This is a genomic window from Kitasatospora sp. NPDC002040 (assembly GCF_040296785.1).
Classification (GTDB): domain Bacteria; phylum Actinomycetota; class Actinomycetes; order Streptomycetales; family Streptomycetaceae; genus Kitasatospora.
In genome coordinates, this window is the sequence record NZ_JBEOXV010000001.1 from 259,615 (window position 1) to 280,734 (window position 21,120).

At 71.3% G+C, this 21,120-nt stretch carries 19 protein-coding genes and 1 tRNA gene; 14 read left to right on the forward strand and 6 right to left on the reverse strand.

Annotation, left to right across the window (positions count from 1 at the left end; translation table 11 throughout):
• Positions 1-61 precede the first annotated feature (61 nt).
• From ABT118_RS01235 to ABT118_RS01245, 3 genes are all read right to left on the reverse strand, one after another.
• The gene (locus tag ABT118_RS01235; RefSeq protein WP_502884446.1) at positions 62-589 is read right to left on the reverse strand and encodes an ATP-binding protein; all 528 of its coding nucleotides are present in this window, start codon (positions 587-589) and stop codon (positions 62-64) included.
• Between the two features lie 221 nt (positions 590-810).
• Complete coding sequence (locus tag ABT118_RS01240) at positions 811-1,620, reverse strand: glycerophosphodiester phosphodiesterase (protein WP_350644066.1); 810 nt, start codon at positions 1,618-1,620, stop codon at positions 811-813.
• Positions 1,621-1,710: 90 nt separating this feature from the next.
• Positions 1,711-3,060, reverse strand: coding sequence for a purine-cytosine permease family protein (locus ABT118_RS01245; RefSeq protein WP_350644067.1), 1,350 nt, complete (start codon positions 3,058-3,060; stop codon positions 1,711-1,713).
• A gap of 342 nt (positions 3,061-3,402) precedes the next feature.
• Between ABT118_RS01245 and ABT118_RS01250 the strand changes: the two genes are divergently transcribed.
• From ABT118_RS01250 to ABT118_RS01295, 10 genes are all read left to right on the forward strand, one after another.
• Positions 3,403-5,079 (forward strand): S1C family serine protease, encoded by a 1,677-nt coding sequence (locus tag ABT118_RS01250; RefSeq protein ID WP_350644069.1) that lies wholly within the window; start codon positions 3,403-3,405, stop codon positions 5,077-5,079.
• A 47-nt stretch (positions 5,080-5,126) separates the two neighbouring features.
• Positions 5,127-5,214, forward strand: a tRNA-Ser gene (locus tag ABT118_RS01255).
• Between the two features lie 301 nt (positions 5,215-5,515).
• Positions 5,516-6,025, forward strand: coding sequence for a hypothetical protein (locus ABT118_RS01260; RefSeq protein ID WP_350644071.1), 510 nt, complete (start codon positions 5,516-5,518; stop codon positions 6,023-6,025).
• A 164-nt stretch (positions 6,026-6,189) separates the two neighbouring features.
• The gene (locus ABT118_RS01265; protein WP_350644073.1) at positions 6,190-6,618 is read left to right on the forward strand and encodes a transketolase-like TK C-terminal-containing protein; all 429 of its coding nucleotides are present in this window, start codon (positions 6,190-6,192) and stop codon (positions 6,616-6,618) included.
• 434 nt (positions 6,619-7,052) lie between these two features.
• Positions 7,053-8,276, forward strand: coding sequence for a 3-deoxy-7-phosphoheptulonate synthase (locus ABT118_RS01270; protein WP_502884447.1), 1,224 nt, complete (start codon positions 7,053-7,055; stop codon positions 8,274-8,276).
• A gap of 81 nt (positions 8,277-8,357) precedes the next feature.
• Positions 8,358-9,131: a 2,3-dihydro-2,3-dihydroxybenzoate dehydrogenase gene (locus ABT118_RS01275; protein WP_350644074.1), complete on the forward strand. Its 774-nt coding sequence runs from the start codon at positions 8,358-8,360 to the stop codon at positions 9,129-9,131.
• Positions 9,132-9,386: 255 nt separating this feature from the next.
• The gene (locus ABT118_RS01280; protein WP_350644075.1) at positions 9,387-10,022 is read left to right on the forward strand and encodes an isochorismatase family protein; all 636 of its coding nucleotides are present in this window, start codon (positions 9,387-9,389) and stop codon (positions 10,020-10,022) included.
• Between the two features lie 30 nt (positions 10,023-10,052).
• Positions 10,053-11,963, forward strand: coding sequence for an anthranilate synthase family protein (locus ABT118_RS01285; RefSeq protein WP_350644076.1), 1,911 nt, complete (start codon positions 10,053-10,055; stop codon positions 11,961-11,963).
• Positions 11,964-12,024: 61 nt separating this feature from the next.
• On the forward strand, positions 12,025-12,366 hold the full coding sequence (locus ABT118_RS01290; protein WP_350644078.1) for a hypothetical protein: 342 nt from the start codon (positions 12,025-12,027) through the stop codon (positions 12,364-12,366).
• 1 nt (position 12,367) lies between these two features.
• Positions 12,368-12,907: a shikimate kinase gene (locus ABT118_RS01295; RefSeq protein ID WP_350644079.1), complete on the forward strand. Its 540-nt coding sequence runs from the start codon at positions 12,368-12,370 to the stop codon at positions 12,905-12,907.
• 11 nt (positions 12,908-12,918) lie between these two features.
• On the opposite strand, the gene ABT118_RS01300 is transcribed toward ABT118_RS01295, so the two are convergent.
• Entirely contained in the window at positions 12,919-13,581 is a 663-nt protein-coding gene (locus tag ABT118_RS01300) for a ScbR family autoregulator-binding transcription factor (protein ID WP_350644080.1), read from the reverse strand.
• Between the two features lie 492 nt (positions 13,582-14,073).
• On the opposite strand from ABT118_RS01300, the gene ABT118_RS01305 reads away from it, so the two are divergent.
• Both ABT118_RS01305 and ABT118_RS01310 read left to right on the forward strand, forming a co-directional pair.
• Positions 14,074-14,991, forward strand: coding sequence for a ScbA/BarX family gamma-butyrolactone biosynthesis protein (locus ABT118_RS01305; protein WP_350644081.1), 918 nt, complete (start codon positions 14,074-14,076; stop codon positions 14,989-14,991).
• 2 nt (positions 14,992-14,993) lie between these two features.
• Positions 14,994-15,977, forward strand: coding sequence for an NAD-dependent epimerase/dehydratase family protein (locus ABT118_RS01310; protein ID WP_350644082.1), 984 nt, complete (start codon positions 14,994-14,996; stop codon positions 15,975-15,977).
• Here the strand turns inward: ABT118_RS01310 and ABT118_RS01315 are convergent.
• A complete protein-coding gene (locus tag ABT118_RS01315; protein ID WP_350644083.1) occupies positions 15,914-16,732 on the reverse strand; it encodes a ScbR family autoregulator-binding transcription factor in 819 nt (272 codons plus the stop codon). The genes ABT118_RS01310 and ABT118_RS01315 overlap by 64 nt on opposite strands.
• Before the next feature lie 302 nt (positions 16,733-17,034).
• Between ABT118_RS01315 and ABT118_RS01320 the strand changes: the two genes are divergently transcribed.
• Positions 17,035-18,249: an IS701 family transposase gene (locus ABT118_RS01320; RefSeq protein WP_502884448.1), complete on the forward strand. Its 1,215-nt coding sequence runs from the start codon at positions 17,035-17,037 to the stop codon at positions 18,247-18,249.
• A gap of 119 nt (positions 18,250-18,368) precedes the next feature.
• Here the strand turns inward: ABT118_RS01320 and ABT118_RS01325 are convergent, their stop codons facing one another.
• On the reverse strand, positions 18,369-19,244 hold the full coding sequence (locus ABT118_RS01325) for a shikimate dehydrogenase (RefSeq protein ID WP_350644085.1): 876 nt from the start codon (positions 19,242-19,244) through the stop codon (positions 18,369-18,371).
• Between the two features lie 330 nt (positions 19,245-19,574).
• Between ABT118_RS01325 and ABT118_RS01330 the strand changes: the two genes are divergently transcribed.
• Entirely contained in the window at positions 19,575-21,032 is a 1,458-nt protein-coding gene (locus ABT118_RS01330; protein WP_350644086.1) for a multicopper oxidase family protein, read from the forward strand.
• Positions 21,033-21,120 lie beyond the last annotated feature (88 nt).

Sequence of the window (21,120 nt, forward strand, 5' to 3'; positions counted from 1 at the left end):
CGGGTCGGCCGGCGCGATCCGGCCCCGTGCGGGTGTCAGGCGGTGCGTGCCGCCCCGGCGGTCAGGCGCTGCGGGCACCCTGCCGGGGGTGCAGCGGGAGCTCGGCCCAGACCGTCACCTGCCCGGGTGCGTCCCGGACGCCCCAGTCACCGGCCAGTCGGCCGACGATGGTCAGGCCGCGGCCACCGCGCGAGGTGAGCGAGGGCCTGGCCGGCAGCGGCCTGGTCACCGCGCCGCCGTCGGTCACCTCCAGCGTCAGCAGCCCGTCCCCGGACAGCTGCCAACGGACCGTCACCCCGCCGGGCTCGCCGTCCTCGCCGGTCCGTACGCCGACCAGGACGGGTGCGGGCACGGGGGCCGGCGCGTCGTCCTTGAGGTCGGCCAGCCGGCCCAGCGGGCGGGCGTACCGGCAGGAGTTGCTGAGCAACTCGGAGAGGATCAGGACCGCGTCGTCGACCACCGCCTCGGCGACCTCGTGGTCGCCGAGATCACGCCGTAGTCGGCGTCGTGCCGCTCCGACACCGGCGGGCCCGTGCGGCACCGCCATGGTCGATGAAGTCGGCACCTCGTGTGCCACCATCAACGCCACCCCCGGACCTCCTTCAGCATTCGCCGAGGGATGGATGCCCCTTGGTAATGCGTCGGAAACGGACGTCCGGCGATCGCGGCGGGACATTAACGGGCAGCGCAACTCACGGTACGCAAATGGTGATTACTCGCTCACGGACCGTTGTTCAAACGGCCGGAATTGGCCACTCCCGGTACTTCACGCCGGAGTTCACGCCAGTTCACGCCCCTCGCGCGGGGCGTTTATCGGCCGAGTTGTGCGAGCACGGCGTGCGGCCGATTGGTGATGATCGCCTCGACGCCCAGCTCCAGGCAGAGTTCGACGTCGGCCGCCTCGTCCACGGTCCAGACGTGCACCGGGTGCCCGGCCCGGCGCAGCGCGCGCACCAGCCCGGGGTTGGACCGGACCAGGTCAATGCCGGGGCCGGCGATCCTGGCGCCGCCGGGCAGGGCCCTGGTCCGCCCGAGCAGCGGCAGCCTGCGGTCGAACAGGTAGACGGTCGGCACCGCGGGCGCGGCCCGGCGGATCCGGTGCAGCGAGAGCTCGGAGAAGCTCATGATCCGGACCGAGGACTGCTCGGGACTGTCCGGAAGCAGCCCGTACCGGGTCAGCAACCGGAGCAGTTCGGCCTCCGTGCGCCCCGCGTACCGGGTCGGGTGCTTGGTCTCGATCGCCAGCTCCACCCGCCGCCCGGCGTCCGCGACCAGCTCCAGCAGCTGGGCCAGGGTCAGCACGGGGCTGGGTTCGGGCGATTCGGGGTGCTTCCAGGAGCCGAAGTCGAGCTCGTTCAGCTGAGCCAGCGTCAGGGCGGAGACCGCGCCCCGGCCGTCCGAGGTCCGGCGCACGGTCCGGTCGTGCACGCAGACCAGCTGGCCGTCGGAGGTCAGCCGGACGTCGGCCTCCAGACCGTCGGCGCCCTCCTCGATCGCGAGCCGGTACGCCGCCAGGGTGTGCTCGGGGCGGGCGGCCGAGGAGCCGCGGTGCGCGATCACCCGCACCGCCGTGCGGTCGACGGCGGGCTGGGCGGTCAGGGGCTCGTTCCGGGTGTCCACATCAACCACCCTACGAGGCCCCGGATGACCGGGAGGCGCCGCCACGGGGAACGTGCGGTGAAGAGTCACCGTGGCGGCGGCCCGGGGGTCTCAGCGGACCCGGTCGGCCTTGGAGCACAGCCAGGTGGCCACGGCCGCGACCAGGAAGGCGAACAGCGACGCCGAGGTCCAGGGCTGCGCCTCGAAACCGACCGCCGTCTGCAGGTCGTGCCAGAAGCCGCTCCAGCCGTCGATCGCGGTCGGCGCGATGAACTGGTAGGTCGCGAAGCCGAGCGCCCAGGGCAGCAGCATCAGCCAGCGGGCGGGGGCGTCCTCGGAGAGGTTCCAGCCGCGCCGGCCCGAGCCGAGGAAGTAGTCGGCCGCCAGCACCGCGAACATCGGCACGAAGACCGAGCCGATCAGGCCGAGGAAGGCGTAGTACGAGGCGGTGAACTCGTCGGTCAGCAGCGCCAGCACGGTCACCAGCGCGCCGATCCCGCCGGTCAGCAGCCGGCGGTCCACCTTCGGCAGCAGGTTCTGCACCGACATCGCGGTCGAGTAGACGTTGGCGAAGGACTGGTCGGTCTCCCGCACCACCAGCACCAGCAGGAAGGCCCAGCCCGCGGCCACCCCGGTGAAGGAGGAGAAGATCTTCTCCGGGTCGCCGTCGGACTGCAGCAGCGCCACCGCACCCAGCAGGTAGCACCAGACCTGCGCCAGCGTGTAGCCGGAGAAGGTGGCCCAGAACGCCGAACCCGCGGTGCGGGCGTGCCGGGTGTAGTCGGCGGCCAGCGGCACGAAGGAGATCGAGATCGCGATGATCGCGTCGGTGGCGGAGAGGAAGCCGGTCCAGTTGCCCGCCCCCGGGTTCGGCACGCCCTGCCGGACCAGCTGGACGGTGAAGTAGACCATCGCGACGCCCACCGCGATCGTCACGTACTTGCGCAGCACCGCGATCGAGCCGAGCGGCCAGATGGTCAGCGCGGTGGTCAGCGCACCCGCCAGCACCACGAACAGCCAGTGCCAGCCCTGGGTGCCGGTGACCGCCTGGGCCCCCATCGTGATGACCAGCAGCTCGTACACGCCCCAGCCGATGCACTGGACGATGTTCAGCACGGTGGGGACGTACGAGAGCCGGGTGCCGAACAGGCCGCGCAGCACCGTCATCGCGGGCGCGCCGGTCCTGGCGCCGATCAGGGCGGCCACCCCGAGCATCGCGGTGCCGATCACGGTGCCCGCCACGGTGGCGGTGACCGCGGCGGCCAGCGAGAGCTCGGAGCCCTTGGCGCCGATCACGGTGGCCGCGCTGGTGAAGCCGATCAGGCTGACGCCGAGGTTGGCCCAGAGCGAGAACAGCGCCCGGAAGTCGAGGGTGCGAGGAGGTGCGGTGTCCAGGACCAGCGGCGCCTCGGCGCGCGCGGCGGTCGGTTCCTGGACAGGGGCAGGCGAAACAGCCGTCATGGCCGAAGCTCCCTACGCCGGCATTACCCGGACAGGTTCGAGCGGTCTGCGCTCCCTCGCCGCAAGGCCAGCATCAGCATGGCGTACGGTCGTTCCGCGCACTCTCAGCCTGGACGGTCCAAGCTCCCGCGTGTCAGTTTGGAGCGCCAGGCTAGCGGCCGTGCGGCCGAACACCAAGGCGAGCGGGGCGCCGTCCGGATCGCGGGACGGCTCCGACCCCTCGGGGGCGATGTCGGGAACAGGTAAGGATTCTTAAGAGTTCTTCACCGGGCCCCATACGACAACCGAATCACGTATGCGAAAAACTGTGGGCCAAGGTCCTGTCAGCTATGGAGGTCGTCCGTGAGCACCGAGCACGCGAGTGGGTCCACCGGGCCCGAGGAGGATCGCACCTCCGCGGGCCAGGGGGTGGAGGGTCCGGCTGACGCCGTGTCGGCCGACACCCCCGCTGCTCCGCCCGTCCCGCCGGCCGACGGGCCCGCGCCGACGATCGCCTTCGGCAAGGTGACCCCGCCGGCGCCGCCGGCCGCCCCGGCCCCGGCTCCGTCCTACCTGGACGCGCCGCCGCCGGTGCTGCCGCCCGCTGCCCCGGCTCCGTCCTACCTGGACGCGCCGCCGCCGGCCGTGAACCCGTACGCCGCGCCCAGCGCGCCGGCTCCGGCCGCGCCCGTCGCTCCGGCCGCGGTCGTGGCCCCGGCCCCGCTGCCCGCCCCGGCTCCGGAGCCGACGGTCGCTGCGCCCGCACTGCCGCCGGTGCCGCCGACCGCCGAGCAGCCGCACCACCCGTTCGGTGCGGGCACCCCGCTCGGCGGCTGGGCCACCCCGCCCGGCGGTGGCGGCCCCGGCCTGCCGGGCTACCCCGAGTACCCCGGTGCGGCCGCCTCCTCGCCCGGTCGCAAGCGCGGCGGGCTGATCGCGCTGGTCGCGGCCGTCGCCCTGGTGGCCGGTCTGGCCGGCGGCGCGATCGGCGTCTCGCTGACCGACCGCAACGACAGCTCCAACTCCTCGTCGGGCCGCGGCTCCAGCACCACCGTCCAGGCCAGCGAGAACAAGCAGGCGATCAACCGGCCGCCGGACTCGGTCGCGGGCATCGCCGGCAAGGCGCTCCCGAGCGTGGTCACGATCAAGGCGCAGGGCTCGCAGGAGTCCGGCACCGGCACCGGTTTCGTCTTCGACACCGAGGGCCACATCCTGACCAACAACCACGTGGTCGCCCCGGCGGCCAGCGGCGGCAAACTGACCGTCAAGTTCTCCGACGGCTCCTCCTACCCGGCCTCGGTGGTCGGCCGGGCCCAGGGCTACGACGTGGCCGTGATCAAGCTGGACAGCCCGCCCAAGGACAAGCTCGTCCCGCTCCCGCTCGGTGACTCCGACAAGGTCGCGGTCGGCGACGCCACCGTGGCGATCGGCGCCCCGTACGGCCTCGAGGGCACCGTCACCACCGGCATCATCAGCGCCAAGGACCGCCCGGTGGCCTCCGGCGACGAGACCGGCGCCCAGTCCTCGTACATGAACGCGCTGCAGACCGACGCCTCGATCAACCCGGGCAACTCCGGCGGTCCGCTGCTGGACGCCTCCGGCGCGGTGATCGGAATCAACTCGGCGATTCAGTCCAACAGCGGCGGCTCCGGCCGGGCCGGCTCGATCGGCCTCGGCTTCGCCATCCCGATCAACCAGGCCAACCGGGTGGCCGGCGACCTGATCAGGACCGGTACCCCGGTCTACGCGATCCTCGGTGTGCTGCGCAACGACGAGTACAAGGGCGACGGCGCCCAGATCCGCACCTCCGCGGTCAAGGACACCCCCGCCGTCACCCCGGGCGGCCCCGCCGACCAGGCCGGCCTCAAGGCCGGTGACGTGATCACCAAGCTCGGCGGCCACGTCATCGACAGCGGCCCGACCCTGGTCAGCGAGATCTGGACCTACAAGCCCGGCGACAAGGTCGAGGTCGAGTACACCCGTGACGGCAAGGCCGCCAAGACCACCGTCACCCTGGGCGAACGCAAGGGCGACAACTAAACGCTGTACACGGAACCCTGTCGGAACCGTTAGGCTGACCTCCGCCTGGAGAGTTGCCCGAGCGGCCTAAGGGACCAGTCTTGAAAACTGTCGTGGCGTAACCCGTCACCGTGGGTTCAAATCCCACACTCTCCGCACGTGGGGGTCTCCCCAGTTCAGGGCGGGTACCGGCGAGCAGCCGGTACCCGCCCTGTTCGTTGTGCTCCCACCGTTCCCGTGGAACGGTTCTGACGCTGCCTCAGTGGCCGCCACCTGGTCGGCCGAACCAGGGCCTCCGCAAGGTGGCAGTGCGCAGAATCCTTCCGGCAACGGGGAGATGGGGCGTACGCCGCCCGGCCGAGGCGTCCGGCGGGCGCCGCTCGGATGGCTGATATCCCTGGGCGGCGGAGGGTGCTTGAGTCCCCTTGTCACTCAAGTCGCTCCCAGGGAGACCCTCATGTCCCACCGTACGAAGCTGCGCGGCGCCGTGGCCGCCCTCGCGTGCACCGCCGCGCTGATGGCCGGCAGCACCCTGCTCTCCCTCCCCGCCCAGGCCGAGAACCGGTCCGCAGCGGCGACCGCCCCCGCAGCGGCGCCCTCGACCCGGCAGATGATGCCGACAACACAGATCGAACTCTTCCTCCGGGACTACCTCGACGCGATCAACGGGCAGCACAGCGAAGGCCACAGCCCTGCCAAGGTCCGCGAGGACCACCTCACCAAGAAACTCGACGCAGCCCTCACCGACTGGGGTGTCGCCCACCAGGCCGACCCCATCTTCCGCGCCCAGAACCTACCCACCGGCTGGTCGTTGAGGGACGCCGACAGCAGCCCCGAAGGTCACGCGACCGTCATCGTCACCGAGAACTTCGAATCCGGCACCACCATCGACGTCTGGTTCCAGATCAACCTCGACGGCCGCCTCATCGACGGCATCACCGATCCCCCGGCCCCGGCCGCGTCCTGATCCCGCCGCCACACGGCCCCCGACCAGCACTTGCCGGTCGGGGGCCGTCGGCGTTCCCGGGGACAGCTGACGGAGTCGGGCGGGGCTGATTGCCCGTCAGGGTGGCGGCACGGAGAGTCGGTCGGGTCAGTCGACGCCGCCGCCCGGAGAGGACCGCCCACGTGTTGGAGACCCGGGGAGAGAGTCTGGGCGGATACGTGCTGGCCGAGGCGGCCTGCGGGGTGCCGGAGGTGGTCCTGGTCGCGGCCCGGGGCGAGGTGTCGGTGGCACTGCGGGCCCGGGAGATCCTGGAGGCCGACTCGATCGCCACCCGGGTGGTGGCGATGCCCGGCGTCGAGCGGTTCGACGAGCAGTCGGCCGCGTACCGGGAGTCCGTGCTGCCCAAGGGAGTTGGCGCCCGGGTGTCGGTCGGCGCGGGGTCCGCGCTCGGTTGGTACGCCCTGGCCGGCCAGGCCGGGGCGGCGGTGGGCCTGGACCTGTCCGGGCTGTCCGCGCCGTACCGGACGCTGTACGAGCAACTGGGCTTCACCCCCGAACGGGTCGCCGCCCAGGCCCGGTCGGTACTGGCGCAGGCGCGCGAGCGGGCCGCCTGAACCCACCCTCCCCCTGCGTTCCGACGAAGCGCCGTCCGGCTGGTCCGGGCGGCGCTTCCGTCTGTCCTGGCCCGGCCGGGGAGCTGACGGAGTGCCCGGCCGACTTCCCGGCCGGAGGGCGACCTGGCGGAGTACGGCGCCCGGTCCCGCCCGGCCCGGAAAAGTGACGGGGAATTCCCTGGACACCGTCGGTGGCGGGCGTCCTGACAATTCGCCCCGAGTGCTCCGTCAATTCTCGAAAAAACCCAACCGTTTGGTATCCAATGACACAGTGTTCGACACCTGACGGAGTTGGAAACACGCCGTTGACCTCGTAGTTTGCCCTACTCAGACTCATGGAAGGTTGCCTTCCGCGCCAATCCAGAACACCACGGTGCTCTTCGGCAGCCTCACTTTCCGGGCATCTGAACAATTCATGACCACGGAGGTTCTGAGTGAGTAGCGACGTCATCGCGGCACAGTCGGCCAAGGCCGGCCCGCCGCTGCCGGAGAGCGAACTCGACTACTGGAAGTCGCTCCCGGCCCAGCAGCAGCCGGACTGGGAGGACACCGGCCTGCTGGCCGAGGTCACCACGGAGCTGGCCGACCGGCCCGGGCTGGTGGGCTTCGGGGAGATCGCGGAACTGCGCGCCCTGCTGGCCGAGGTGGCCACCGGCCGCCTCCAGGTGGTCCAGGCCGGCGACTGTGCCGAGGACCCGGCCGAGTGCGAGCCCGGCTACGTGGCCCGCAAGGTCGGCCTGCTGGACGCGCTGGCCGGGGTGGTCTCGATGAGCACCCTGCGTCCGGTGGTCCGGATCGGCCGGATGGCCGGTCAGTTCGGCAAGCCCCGCTCCCGTCCGACCGAGACCGTCAACGGTGTCGAACTCCCGGTCTACCGCGGGCACATGGTGAACAGCCCGGAGCCCGACCCGGAGCTGCGCCGTCCCGACCCCAACCGCCTGCTGAGCGGCTACGACGCGGCCGAGGCCGTGTACCGCGCCCTGCGGGCCCGCTCCGACGCCGGCCTGCCGGTGGCCGGTGCCCCGGTGTGGACCAGCCACGAGGCCCTGCTGCTCGACTACGAGGTGCCGCTGCTGCGCCGCACCGACGACGGCCGGATCTACCTGGCCTCCACCCACCTGCCCTGGATCGGCGACCGGACCCGCCAGTTGGACGGTGCCCACGTGGCGCTGCTCGCCGAGGTGGCCAACCCGGTGGCGTCCAAGGTCGGCCCGAGCATGAGCACCGAGGACCTGCTGACGCTCTGCGAGAAGCTCGACCCGAACCGCGAGGCGGGCCGGCTCACCCTGATCGCCCGGATGGGCGCCGACCAGGTCGCCGACAAGCTGCCCGCGATGGCCGCGGCGGTCAAGGCGGCCGGCCACCCGGTGGTCTGGCTGACCGACCCGATGCACGGCAACACCGTGAACGGGCCCGGCGGTCTGAAGACCCGTCTGGTCGAGACCGTGGCGCGCGAGGTGCGCGACTTCCAGAGCGCCCTGCTGAGCGTCGGCGCGGTGCCCGGCGGCCTGCACCTGGAGACCACCCCCGACGACGTCACCGAGTGCGCGCTGAACGAGCACCACGTGGCGAACATCGGCGACAAGTACACCAGCTTCTGCGACCCCCGGCTCAACCCGGAGCAGGCCCTTGAGGTCGCGGCTGCCTGGCGGGGCTGACCAGCCCCAGCAGATCAGTAACTACCGGCCGACAACGGTCGATCATCCTCGATCTTTGGGGTCGCTATGAGTGTCCATGGAATGGAAAACAGGGTCGCGATGGTCACCGGGGCAGCCGGCGGTATCGGCGAGGCCGTGGTGCGCGCGCTGTCCGAACGTGGCGTCACGGTGGCCTTGGTCGACCGCAACGGTGACCGCCTGGAGGAGCTGGCCAAGGAGCTGCGCAACGAGGGCGGGCACGCGGAGGCGTTCCCGGCCGACGTGACGGACAGCGCCGAGGTGGAGCGCGTGGTGGACGCCATCGAGCAGCAGCTCGGCGGTGTTGACTACCTGGTCAACGGTGCCGGCGTGCTCCGGCTCGGTCCGGCCAAGGAGTTGAGCGACCAGGACTGGGCCACCACCTTCGCGGTGAACACGACCGGGGTGTTCTTCATCTCCCGGGCCGTGGTCAACCGGATGGTGGCCGGCGGGCGCCGGGGCGCGATCGTCACGGTGGCGTCCAACGCGGCAGGCACGGCCCGGGTCGACATGTCGGCGTACGCGGCCTCCAAGGCGGCGGCCACCATGTTCACCAAGTGCCTCGGCCTGGAGGTGTCGAAGTTCGGCATCCGCTGCAACGTGGTGGCGCCGGGCTCGACCGACACCCCGATGCTCTCCTCGCTCTGGGCGGACAGCAGTGCCGCCCAGGCGTCCATCGACGGAGTCGCCTCGGCCTACCGGGTCGGCATCCCGCTGGGCCGGATCGCCCAGCCCTCGCACATCGCGGACGCGGTGCTGTTCCTGCTCTCGGACCAGGCCGCCCACATCACCATGCACGACCTCACCGTCGACGGCGGTGCGGCCCTCGGCCACTAGCCCGTCCGACCGTCCCTGACCGTCCGGCGGTCCCTGACTGTCCGACAGTCCTTGACCGTCCGAACGTCAGCCGATCCCTGACCGTCCGCCGATCCCCGACCGTCCAGGAAGCCCCGACCGATCCCGGTGTCCCCCACCGCCGGGGTCGTACCTTCCGCGGTTCCCCGGCGACGGGCTGCCCCACCAGCCCGTCGCCGCCCCCACTCCGGCCGCCAACCGCCCCCAGCGACACGAGACTTGAGAGGAGCCCCCGTCATGGGCATCCCGACCATCAGCCCGTACCCGATGCCGCAGCAGGGCGACCTGCCGGAGAACACCGCCCAGTGGACGGTCGACCCGAAGCGGGCCGTCCTGCTGATCCACGACATGCAGAAGTACTTCCTCAAGCCCTTCCCGGCCGGCGAGGCCCCGGTGGTCGACCTGGTCGCCAATGTGACCCTGCTGCGCGAGCGCGCGGTCGAGCTGGACATCCCGGTCGCCTACACCGCGCAGCCGGGCGGCATGACGGTCGAACAGCGCGGCCTGCTCGCGGACTTCTGGGGCCCGGGGATGACCCCCTCGCCCGAGGACAAGCAGGTGGTCGACCCGATCGGGCCGACCGAGGGCGACCTGGTGCTGACCAAGTGGCGCTACAGCGCCTTCCACCGCACCCAGCTGCTGGAGTCGATGCGCGAGCAGGGCCGCGACCAGCTGATCGTCTGCGGCGTGTACGCGCACGTCGGCGTGCTGGCCACCACCCTGGACGCCTACACCCACGACATCCAGCCCTTCCTGGTCGGCGACGCGATCGCCGACTTCACCCTCGAGTACCACCGGATGGCACTGAAGTACGCGGCCGAGCGCTGCGCGATGGCCGTCACCACCAAGACCGTGCTCACCGACCTGGACTGATCAGAACAACCGACGCTGGAGGAGAGAGACATGACGGACAGTCAGGCGGGCGAGGCGCTGCTGGGACGGATCCTGGCCGGGCAGGAGCCCGCATTCGCGCTGCTGTACCGCCCGGAGACCGGCTCGCCGGACCGGGTCGACGTGCTCGGCGGCACGGTGACCGAGGTCGCCCGGCTGGCCGACCTCCCGCTGGCGGACGGCGCTCCCGCGACCGGCCGGGACGAGCACGAGGTGCTCGCGGTGGTGCCGTACCGGCAGATCGCCGAGCGCGGCTTCGCCGCCGCCGACGACGGGGCGCCGCTGATCGCCTTCGGTGTGCGCGAGCAGAGCTCGGTGCCGCTGGCCGAGCTGCTGCCGCAACTGCCGGAGCTGGACATCGAGTTGGTGGACGGCGCGTACGACGTGGACGATCAGGAGTACGCCGCGGTGGTGCGGCGGATCCTGGCCAACGAGATCGGCAACGGCGAGGGCGCCAACTTCGTGATCCGGCGCGCGTTCGTGGCGGACATCTCCGACTACGACCCGGCCGCCGCGCTGACCTTCTTCCGTCGGCTGCTGGAGCGCGAGCGCGGCGCCTACTGGACCTTCGTCATCCGCACCGGCGAGCGGACCTTCGTCGGCGCCACCCCCGAGCGGCACGTCAGCCTCTCCGGTGGGGTCGCGGTGATGAACCCGATCAGCGGCACCTACCGCTACCCCGAGTCGGGCCCCACCCTGACCGGGGTGCTCTCCTTCCTGGCCGACCCCAAGGAGGCCAACGAGCTCTACATGGTGGTCGACGAAGAGCTCAAGATGATGGCCCGGATCACCGACGCGGGCGGCCGGGTGACCGGACCGCACCTGATGGAGATGGCCCGGCTTGCGCACACCGAGTACTTCATCGAGGGCGAGACCTCCAGGGACCCGCGCGAGATTCTGCGCGAGACGCTGTTCGCGCCGACCGTCACCGGCAGCCCGCTGGAGAGCGCGGCCAAGGTGATCAGCCGGTACGAGCCGCAGGGGCGGGGCTACTACAGCGGCCTGGTCGCGCTGATCGGCCGGGACGCCGAGGGCGGCCGCACCATGGACTCGTCGATCCTGATCCGCACCGCCGAGATCTCCGCCGCGGGCCGGCTGACCATCGGGGTCGGCGCCACCCTGGTCCGGGACTCGAAGCCGGAGTCCGAGGTGGCCGAGACGGCCGCCAAGGTGGCCGGCCTGCTGGCCGCGCTGGGCACCCGCGAGGCACCCGCGAAGCAGGCGGCCGAGCCGGTCCGCTTCGCCGAACACCCCTATGTCCTGGCCGCGTTGGAGCAGCGCAACATCGCCCTGGCGCCGTTCTGGCTGGAGGACACCGGGGCCCGCAGGCGCCCGGTGCCCGAGCTGGCCGGCCGCCGGGTGCTGGTGGTGGACGCCGAGGACACCTTCACCGCGATGTGGGACCACCAGCTGCGCGCGCTCGGACTCACCGTCACGGTGCGGCGGTTCGACCAGGAGTACTCCTTCGACGGGTACGACCTGGTGGTGCTCGGCCCCGGCCCCGGTGACCCGCAGGAGGTGGCGCACCCCAAGATCGCCCACCTGCACGGCGCGACCCGGCACCTGCTGGCCGCCGGAACGCCGTTCCTCTCGGTGTGCCTGAGCCACCAGGTGCTCAGCACGGTGCTCGGCTTCGACCTGGTCCGCCGGGACATGCCGAACCAGGGGGTGGCCCGGAAGATCGACCTGTTCGGCCGGACCGAACTGGTCGGCTTCTACAACACCTTCGCCGGGCGCACCGACCAGGACGTGGTCGAACTCCCGGTCGGCACCGTCGAGGTGAGCCGCGACCCGGAGAACGGCCAGATCCACGCCCTGCGCGGTCCCGGCTTCCGGTCGATGCAGTTCCACCCGGAGTCGGTGCTGAGCCAGGACGGTCTGCACATCATCACCGAGGCGCTGGTCTCGCTGCTGGCCGGCTGACCTCCCCCCGCGGGGCGGCCGCCCCGGCCGCCCCGCACCCCTCTCAACCTGGAGCACTTCCATGCGAGTTGTCGTTGTCTGGTGGGACCTGACCGCCTCGGCGGTGGGCATCGACGAGCTGCGCGGCTTCCTCCGCGACGAGGCGGTGGAGCGGTTCACCGGCCACCCCGGGCTGGTGCTCAAGACCTGGATCTCGGACCGCGAGGCCAACCGCTGGGGCGCGGTCTTCCTCTGGGAGTCGGCCGAGGCGGCCGCCCGCCCGATCCCGCCCCGGGCCGCCGAGCTGATCGGCTACCCGCCCACCCACCGGGCCGCGTTCGACGTGGAGGCCACGGTCGAGGGCAGCCACGGGCTGACCGCCCTGGCCGGGCTCGGCCTGGCCCTAGACCCGGCCGGGGCCTGACATGGGCAGCCCGGTCGTCGTGCTGATCGGCCCGCCCGGATCGGGCAAGACCACCATCGGCCGGGCGCTGGCCGAGTACCTCGGGGTCGGCTTCCGGGACACCGACGCCGATATCGAGCGGACGGCCGGGTGCGGGATCGGGCAGATCCTGGAGCGGGAGGGCGAGGCGCACTTCCGGGTCCGCGAGCGCCGGGCGGTGCACCGGGCGCTGGCCGAGCACCGCGGGGTGCTCGCCCTCGGCGGCGGAGCCGTGCTGGAGGAGTCCACCCAGCGCCTGCTCCGCCGCCGCACCGTGGTCCATCTCGCGGTCGCCCCGGAGCAGTTGGCGGCCCGGATCGGTTCGGCCGCGACCCGGCCGCTGCTCGCCGACGACCCGGAGGGACGGCTGCGCACGCTGCTGGCTGTGCGCACCCCGATCTACCGCCGGCTCGCCACCTGGACCGTACCGGCCGGTGGCCGGAGCCGGGTGGTGGCGGCCCGGATCGCCGCGCTGCTGGCCGCTCAGCCCTCTCCCCGGGAGCTGGCGCCCGCCGTGCGGTGACGGGCCGGCCGTCAGGCGCGCCGGCGCACCGAGGCCCGGGCGATCCGCTCGGGCGTGAGGTGCGCGGTGGTCTTGGCCGAGCCGCCGTACTCCAGCCGGGGGAGCACCTCCGCCTTGACCAGCCCGGGCGCGAGCAGGGCCCACCAGGCGGAGACCCGCTCCAGCAGGTCGGCCCGGCCGCTCAGCACCTGCGAGGTGAGCTGGATGCCGGTGAACGAGGACGTCACGGTCGGCGCCGCCACGTTGATGTCCACGTTCGGCAGCAGGTCGTCCTGGGCGGCCGTCAGCAGGTCGCGGACGAGGTTGATGTTCACCTCCCAGGCGTCGATCTGCGGCTTGTCGAAGGCGCCGTGCTCGATCACCAGGCGTACGGTGGCGCGGATGATCGGGTCGTTCTGCAACGCGCGCGCGTACGCGATGGTCAGGTCGATGACCCCCTGGAATCCGGGGCCGGAGAGGTCCAGCTCCTCCAGCCACGGTGACTGGGCCTCGGTGACCGCGAGCGCCAGCTCCTCCTTGGAGGCGAAGTGGAAGTACACCGCGCCCTTGGTGAGCCCTGCGACGGCCAGAATCTCGGCCATCGTGGCTGCTGCGTAGCCCCGTCTGGCGAAGACCTGCGCGGCGGCGTTCAGGATCTGCTGTCGGGTGTGCACTGCACGTGCCTGCTGAGCCATCGTTCTCCTGTTTCTCGTGCGCAACCCCCACACTACAAACCGACCGGATGGTACTCTATCGTTGCCTGGAGCGGCGCCGCACCAGGGCTTGGACGTGGTCAGTGGCCGAGGAGGTGGGACTACTTGTCTGGTCGAACCATGTGCTTCGCATTCGACCTTCGCGGGCGACCCCCTCGAGGGCCGCTGCCGGTCGACTGCGCCTGAGTCGATCGACGACTGCCGTCAAAGCCTATCCTGGCGTGGCGGTGCGCACGATGAATGCGATACGGAGCGGGCCTTCATTCGGTCTCGCATCCTCCGTAGGTTCCGTGACGTTCTCCTGCACTCTCACGCACAGAGCTTCCTCGACGGTTCGGACAGCGCCGGACTGTCGTCCCGGGTCTGTCGGCCAGTGGGCCGACGGACTCTTCTACTCATCCCAGGGGGAGATTGAACATGGGGTCAGTACTGTCGGAAACCGGATGTCTGCAGCAGATAGCGAGCATCGATCACATGGACCCGGAGCTGCACGAGCAGACCGTTCCACGTCGTTTCGTGCACCGTGCCTCGGTGTCCGAAGTCATGCTCACCGGATGGCGCCAGACCGGCGCGGACAGATTCCTCCTCGGCGCCCAATGGCCGAGGACACACAGCTTTTACCGTCCCATTGCAGGCTGCTATGACCCGCTGATGCTCGCCGAGACGATCCGGCAGTCCGCCATGCTGATCTCGCATGCCGGCTACGGAGTTCCGACGGACTATCCCTTCCTGCTCTGGAGCCTTTCCTACCGGGCCGATCCGGCCGCCATGGCGGTCGGCCAGACGCCGGCCAACCTGACGATCAGCGCCACCTGCCAGGACGTCCGCTTCCGCCGGGGCATCATGGCCGGAATGCAGTACGAGACGGTCATCCACCGCGGCGCCACCCGGCTGGGGGTGGGGAGCCTGCGGATGGACTGCATGGCCCCGGACACCTACGCCCGGCTCCGGGCGCCCTATCTGGCCCAGCGGCTGCTCGACACCGTGCCGCCGCAAGGCGAGTACCAGGACGTCAAGGCCGACTCGGTGCTCGCTCCCACCGGCGAGCAGTACACCTGGCGGCTCCAGGCGGACCGGCGCCACCCGGTGCTCTTCGACCACCCGGTCGACCACGTGCCCGGCATGGTGATCGTCGAGGCGATGCGCCAGGCGGCGAACAGTGTGGTCGGGGTGACCGGAGTGGCCCCGTTCGAGCTGGAGACCAATTTCGTCCGCTACGCCGAACTGCACCAGCCGGTCTTCGTCAAGGCTTTCCCCGGACCGGCCGGGCGGAACGGCGAGATGAGCATCCGGATAGCGGTGGAGCAGGACGGGGCATCGGTCGCCACCGGCCAGCTGAATGTCCGCAGGACCGCCCGGGAGGAAACCCGGATGCCCCTGAAGGTCGGCTGAAGGTGGCCGGGCGGAAGACGATTCTGCTCACCGGCGGAACGGGATTCGTCGGCAGCAGAGTGCTGGAGCTGCTCATTTCCGGAGCCGGTCCGGAAATGCCGATAAGGGTGCTGACCCATCGCCGGTGCCTGCCTTTCGAGGAATCCGCCGCGGTACGGCCGGTGATCGGAGATCTCGCCGATCCCGGCTCGCTGTACGGCGTCTGCGAAGGAGTGGACACGGTCGTCCACCTCGCCTCGCAGATCGGCGGTGACCCGGATTCCCTGCGCCGGGTGAACGAGTACGGCACCGCGGCACTGCTCGCCGAAGCCGCCAGGGCGGGCGTGCGACGGGTACTGCAACTCAGTACGACCGCGGTCTACCGGGACGGCGTGCACCGTGACTTGACGGAGTATCAGCCCGATCTGGTGCCTGGATCCGAGACCAGCAGGACCAGGCTGGCCGCCGAGCGGGCGGTGCTGGCGGCGGGCGGTGTGGTGATCCGGCCGCACCTGGTCTACGGGACGGGTGACACCTGGGTCGTCCCGGCGCTGGCCGATCTGCTGCGGCGGCTGCCGCACTGGATCGACGGCGGGCGGGCCCGGATGTCGATGATCGCGGTGGACGACCTGGCCCGGCCGATCGCGGCGCTGGCCAGATCGCCCTGGGGGCCGGTGCCGGGCGGCCGGGTCTTCCACGCGAGCCATCCCGAGCCGGTCGGGATGCGGGAGCTGGTGACCCTGGTCTGTGCGGCCCTGGGCCGCCCGGTGCCCTCCGGCGACGTCACCCTGGCACAGGCCCGGCGGCTGCTGGAGGGCGCCGGGGATGCTGTCTGGGACCGGCGGCTGTCGCTGCTGGCGGTCGACCACTGGTACGAGAGCAGCCGGCTCTGGCGGTTCAGCGGCTGTGAGCCGGGACCGGGCCTCGCGGCCCGGTTCCCGGATCACGCCCCGTGGTACCGGGAACTGCTGCGCCCCTCGGCCGAGTTGGCGGGTGCCGCCGGATGACCCGGGGTGCCGGAGGGATCGGCCCCAGTCCGGGGCCGGCCGTCCGGCACCCCGGGTTCCCCTGTGTCAGGCGCCCCCGCCCGGCCGTGCTCGGCCGGCTCGGGCCGCCCCTGGGCGGGCACGGCGGGCAGGCCGCCGTCGACCGGGGTGGTGCGCAGCCGGGCCAGCTTCTCCGGATTGGCCAGTACGGGCAGCACGGCCTGCCAGAGCAGCGCGATCATCCGGGAGCTGAGCCAGTCCTGGTTGCGCCGGGCCAGTGACTCGACCCCCGCGCCGGCGGCGGCGAGCAGGGCCGCGGTCTCGTCGATCCGGACCTCGGGGCGCAGCCCCCCGCCCGCTGCGGCCCGGCCCAGCAGGCGGCCGATCATCCGGGCCCAGGCGGGGTGCGGGTCGGGCCGCAGCTCGGCCGGGAGCGCCCCGTCGTCGGTGAGCCGGAGCCCGGCCCTGAACACCACGTCCTCGGACAGCCGTTGGGCCAGGCCGTGGCTCAGGTCGATCAGGTACTGCAGCGGGCAGTCGCTGGAGTGCCGGGCGGAGCGGATCGCCTCCCTCAGCCCGGCCCTGGACTCGGCCATCACGGCCTCGGCGAGCTGCTCCTTGGAGCCGAAGTGGAAGTACAGCGCGCCTTTGGAGATCCCGGTCGGCCGGATGACGTCGTTCAGCCCCGTCATCGCGAAGCCCGCCTGGTCGAAGGAGGCCGAGGCGGCCTCGATGAGCAGTTGGCGGGTGCGCTCCGCCCGTTCCTGACGGGGCATCAAGGGTCTCCCTCTGGGCGTCGGTCGGAGCGGAGCCGGCTAACCGAGGCTCACGTCGACTGTTCATGTGGTTGCATCGCATCGTAACAAACCAACTGTGCGGTATCTAGTATGCTTCATCAGGTCCAGGTCAGTTCACCACTGTCCACCGGGGTCTTGCTATGGCAAGATGACGAAGTAGATGAAACCAACCAGTCGGTTCTGTATCGTATCCATCACCAGCACCACGCACTTGGCCCGTCGGCGCCGTCCGGCGCTCGGAGTACGTCAAGGTCGCGACCGCAGAAGAGGGGACGGGGGCTGTGGAAGGTGTTAGCGAGAAGAACGTTCCTGAGCACATCTGGGGGGACGTGGCGGATGACTTCGTTACGGAGTTCTCCCGCCGCATGCTGGCTTCGCTGAAGCGCCGCGACCAGCGCGCCAGGGGCGAGTGGTACATCGAGGGGCTGCTCTCGGTGCAGGGCCGCAAGTCCATGCGGGCACTGGCGGCGGTGGCCGGTTACGGTGCCGCCGAGCAGAGCCTGCACCACTTCATCAGCGATTCGTCCTGGCGGTGGACCCCGGTTCGGCAGGCACTGGCCAAGAACCTGGACCGCGTCCTGCTGCCGCAGGCCTGGGTGCTCAACTCGATGGCGATCCCGAAGGCCGGCGAGCACTCGGTCGGGGTCGAGGAGTCGTTCCGCACCGAGCTCGGCCGGGTGGTCAACAGCCAGCAGGCGTACGGCGTCTGGCTGGCCGGCGAGGACATGAGCGCGCCGGTGAACTGGGGCCTGGTACTGCCGGCGGACTGGTTGGCCAACGAGGAGCGGCGCAAGCGGGCCAAGATTCCCGACGAGGTCTCGGCCACCACACCGGAGCTGTGTGCGGTGAACAGCGTGGTGGAGCTGGCCGGGCCGGACTGGGGGCTGCGCCGCCGCCCGGCGGTGCTGGACGCGCGCGAGCTCGACGCGGCGGTCCTGGTCGAGGAGTTCTGCCGGCGCGGGGTCCCGTTCGTGATGCGGGTCAGCGGGTCGACCAGGCTGGTCGGCTTCGACGGCAGCCTGCCGGGTCGCGGCGAACGGGTGTTCCAGGCACAGCAGTTGATCGAGTGGGCGAAACGGTTCTCCCGCCCGGTCGGCTGGGTCGACCCGGACTACTCGATCACCAGGTCGATCCTGGTGAGCGGCACCAGGGTCACCATGCCGACGGTGCGGCGGCCCGGCGCGAAGCTCCCGCCGGAGCGGGCGCTGGCCCTGGTCGGCGGCTGGTCGGGCGCCAAGGGCAAGCCGGCTGAGCTCTGGCTCTCCAACCTGGTGGACGTGCCGCCGGTCGCGCTGCTGCGGCTGGGCCGGCTCACCCGGCGGGTGGCCAAGGACTTCGCGGAGGTCAGCGGCCGGGTCGGGATGCGGGACTTCGAGGGCCGCTCCTATGCCGGTTGGCACCGGCACGCCACGCTCTGCTCGGTGGCGCACGCGATCTCGGTGCTCTCCACCGCGCGACGGCAGGGGTTCGACAAGTCCCAGGAACTGTCGGCCTGATGCCGGGGAGACCGGCTGCCCACGCAGGGGCGAGGGGCTGTGCCCGCCGGAGGGGCCACCGCACGACAGGTGGCGGTCCCTCCGGCGGGCACAGCCCCTCGCCCCTGCCTGCGACCTGCTCAGTCCGCGCGGCGGAGCAGCTCGGACTGGGCCGCCCGGCGCATCGGCTGGATCGGGATGTCGTTCCGTCCGGTCATCAACTCGACCTGGCGGGCGGCCTGGTGGACCGCGAAGGAGAGCCCGTCGACCACCGTGGAGCCGGCGAAGCCGGCCGCCTTGACCAGCCGGGTCGGCCAGGCCGAGGTGACCACGTCGAAGACCGCCGCCCGCGAGTGCATCACGGCCGCGGCGAAGGTGTCGGCGGCCCCGGCCGGCAGGGTGGAGATCACCAGCCCGGTCCCGGGCAGCAGCTTGTCCAGCTCGCCGAAGGTGTGCACGTCCACCGCGATGCCGAGCCGTCCGGCCGCGGCCGAGGCCTCGGTCGCGCGGCTGCGCTCCCGGACCACCACCGCAGGCTCCAGCACGCCGAGTTCGCGCAGTGCGGCCAGGGCGGAGCAGGCCGTCGCGCCGCCGCCGAGCACCACCGCCGAGCCGGGTGAGGAGACCCCGGCCTCGCGCAGGGCGGTGAGCATCCCGTACACGTCGGTGTTGTCGCCGTGGCTGCGGCCGCGGCGGTAGGTCACCGTGTTCGCGCCGCCCACGTCCAGGGCGAGGTCGCTGACCTCGTCGATCAGCGGGAGCACCGCGCGCTTCAGTGGCATGCCGAGGGAGAGCCCGGCCCAGCCGGCCTCCAGGCCGGCCAGCACACCGGGCAGGCCGGTCTCGTCGCACTCGATGCTCTGGTAGGACCAGTCCAGGCCCATCGCGGTGAGCGCGGCCCGGTGCAGCACCGGGCTGAGCGACTGGCCGACCGGGGATCCGAGGACCGCCGCGCGCCGGGCGGTCTGGCGGTGCGGCGCACCGGTCTCCAGCACGGGTGGCTGTTCGATGCGCATCGATGGTGCTCCTTCCGCCAGGGGAACGGACAACCGGACATTCGGTACCGATCGCCGTTCCAGTGCTTCCTCACCATAGGTACTTGGCCCGCGAAGCGGTTGACCGGGTTGACACAGAGTCACCTTCGCGGACGACCTGACGCGATCCTGTCGCGACTTCGTCAGCGCAGCGGAGTGTCGCCGCGCGGTGACGCCCCGGTCGGGTGTTTCGAACAACTGACAAGGTCCCCCATGTGCGTTTGATGCGTCGTGTGAAGAATCCGCATCCTTCCCGTGGGCCGCCTCCGATGGTCGCCCCGAGGTATCCAGACGCGGTAGGAGCGGGACCTGATGCTGTCACGTAGAAACGCCCTGAAAGCCGGTGTGGTCACCACCGGGATAATCGGCACGGCCGGCGTGGTCGCGCCGACCCTCACCTCCGGTTCGGCCGCGGCCGCCGACACCGGCACGGCGGCCCCGGCCGTCATCCCGCAGTTCGCGGTGCCGCTGACGATCCCGCAGGTGCTGGCCCCGGTGATGACCTCGGGCACCACCGACTACTACAACGTGACCATGAAGAAGGTGCTCAAGGAGGTCGTGCCCGGGAAGCCGACCGAGTTCTTCACCTACAACGGCCAGCTGCCCGGCCCGACCATCAAGGCGAGACGCGGCCGCCGGGTGGTGATCAGACAGACGAACCAGCTCGACATGCCGACCTCGGTCCACCTGCACGGTGCCGAGGTCCCGGTGGACAGTGACGGCTCGCCGATGAACACCGTCGCGCCGGGCGCCTCCAAGGTCTACACCTACCCCAACAACCAGGCCGCCGCGCCGCTGTGGATCCACGACCACGCGCACCACATGGAGTCCGAGCACGTCTACCGCGGGCTCTCCTCGATGTACCTGCTCACCGACGACCGGGAGCAGTCGCTCGGCCTGCCGTCCGGCCAGTACGACGTGCCGATCGTGATCCGGGACGGCCGGTTCGACGAGAACGGCCAACTCATCTACGTGATGGACGACTTCCTCAACCGGAACACCATCACGGTGAACGGCCGGCCGTGGCCGTTCTTCCAGGTGGCGGCCCGCAAGTACCGGTTCCGGCTGCTGAACTCCACCAACGTCCGGTTCTTCGTGCTGAAGCTCTCGGACGGCAGCACCTTCACCCAGATCGGTTCGGACGGCGGTCTGCTGGCGCAGCCGAACGTGACCAGCCAGATCTCGCTCTCGCCCGGTGAGCGGGCCGACGTGGTGATCGACTTCTCCCGCTACCCGGTCGGCACCCAGCTGGTGCTGGAGAACCTGCTCGGCCCCGGTCCGGCGGAGCAGGTCGGCCGGATCATGCGCTTCGACGTGACCCGTACCGCGCCCGACAACAGCACCGTCCCGGCCCGGCTGGGAGTGCTGCCGGCCCCCCGGCAGGGGACCGTGAACCGGACCTTCACGCTGCGGATGGACGAGGACGGCCGGCCCGACACCGGTGCGTACATCAACGGGCAGACCTACGACCCGAACCGGATCGACCTGCGGATCGCCTGGGGCACGACCGAGGTCTGGACGGTCACCAACGCCAACCAGTTCGCCCCGCACAACTTCCACGTGCACCTGGTGCAGTTCCGGGTGCTGGAGCGCAACGGCCAGGCGCCCGGGCCGGCCGAGGCCGGGCTCAAGGACACCGTCCAGGTGCTGCCCGGCGAGACGGTCAAGCTGGTCCTGACGTTCAACAGTTACCGCGGCGTTTACCTGTTCCACTGCCACATGTTCGACCACGGTGCCATGGGCATGATGGGCACGATGGAGATCGCCTGACCTGCGCCGACCCGTCGTCAATTCGTCGGCCGCGCAAGGTGATGAAGTACCGGAACCCCGATTGCCGCCCCGGCCCCGGGTGGGGGAC

Excerpts from the sequence above, each read along its gene's own strand:
- ABT118_RS01245 (WP_350644067.1), bottom strand. The coding sequence starts at position 3,060 with ATGACGGCTGTTTCGCCTGCCCCTGTCCAGGAACCGACCGCCGCGCGC.
- ABT118_RS01260 (WP_350644071.1), top strand. The coding sequence starts at position 5,516 with ATGTCCCACCGTACGAAGCTGCGCGGCGCCGTGGCCGCCCTCGCGTGC.
- ABT118_RS01275 (WP_350644074.1), top strand. The coding sequence starts at position 8,358 with ATGGAAAACAGGGTCGCGATGGTCACCGGGGCAGCCGGCGGTATCGGC.
- ABT118_RS01280 (WP_350644075.1), top strand. The coding sequence starts at position 9,387 with ATGGGCATCCCGACCATCAGCCCGTACCCGATGCCGCAGCAGGGCGAC.
- ABT118_RS01285 (WP_350644076.1), top strand. The coding sequence starts at position 10,053 with ATGACGGACAGTCAGGCGGGCGAGGCGCTGCTGGGACGGATCCTGGCC.
- ABT118_RS01290 (WP_350644078.1), top strand. The coding sequence starts at position 12,025 with ATGCGAGTTGTCGTTGTCTGGTGGGACCTGACCGCCTCGGCGGTGGGC.
- ABT118_RS01295 (WP_350644079.1), top strand. The coding sequence starts at position 12,368 with ATGGGCAGCCCGGTCGTCGTGCTGATCGGCCCGCCCGGATCGGGCAAG.
- ABT118_RS01300 (WP_350644080.1), bottom strand. The coding sequence starts at position 13,581 with ATGGCTCAGCAGGCACGTGCAGTGCACACCCGACAGCAGATCCTGAAC.
- ABT118_RS01305 (WP_350644081.1), top strand. The coding sequence starts at position 14,074 with ATGGACCCGGAGCTGCACGAGCAGACCGTTCCACGTCGTTTCGTGCAC.
- ABT118_RS01315 (WP_350644083.1), bottom strand. The coding sequence starts at position 16,732 with ATGCCCCGTCAGGAACGGGCGGAGCGCACCCGCCAACTGCTCATCGAG.
- ABT118_RS01325 (WP_350644085.1), bottom strand. The coding sequence starts at position 19,244 with ATGCGCATCGAACAGCCACCCGTGCTGGAGACCGGTGCGCCGCACCGC.
- ABT118_RS01330 (WP_350644086.1), top strand. The coding sequence starts at position 19,575 with ATGCTGTCACGTAGAAACGCCCTGAAAGCCGGTGTGGTCACCACCGGG.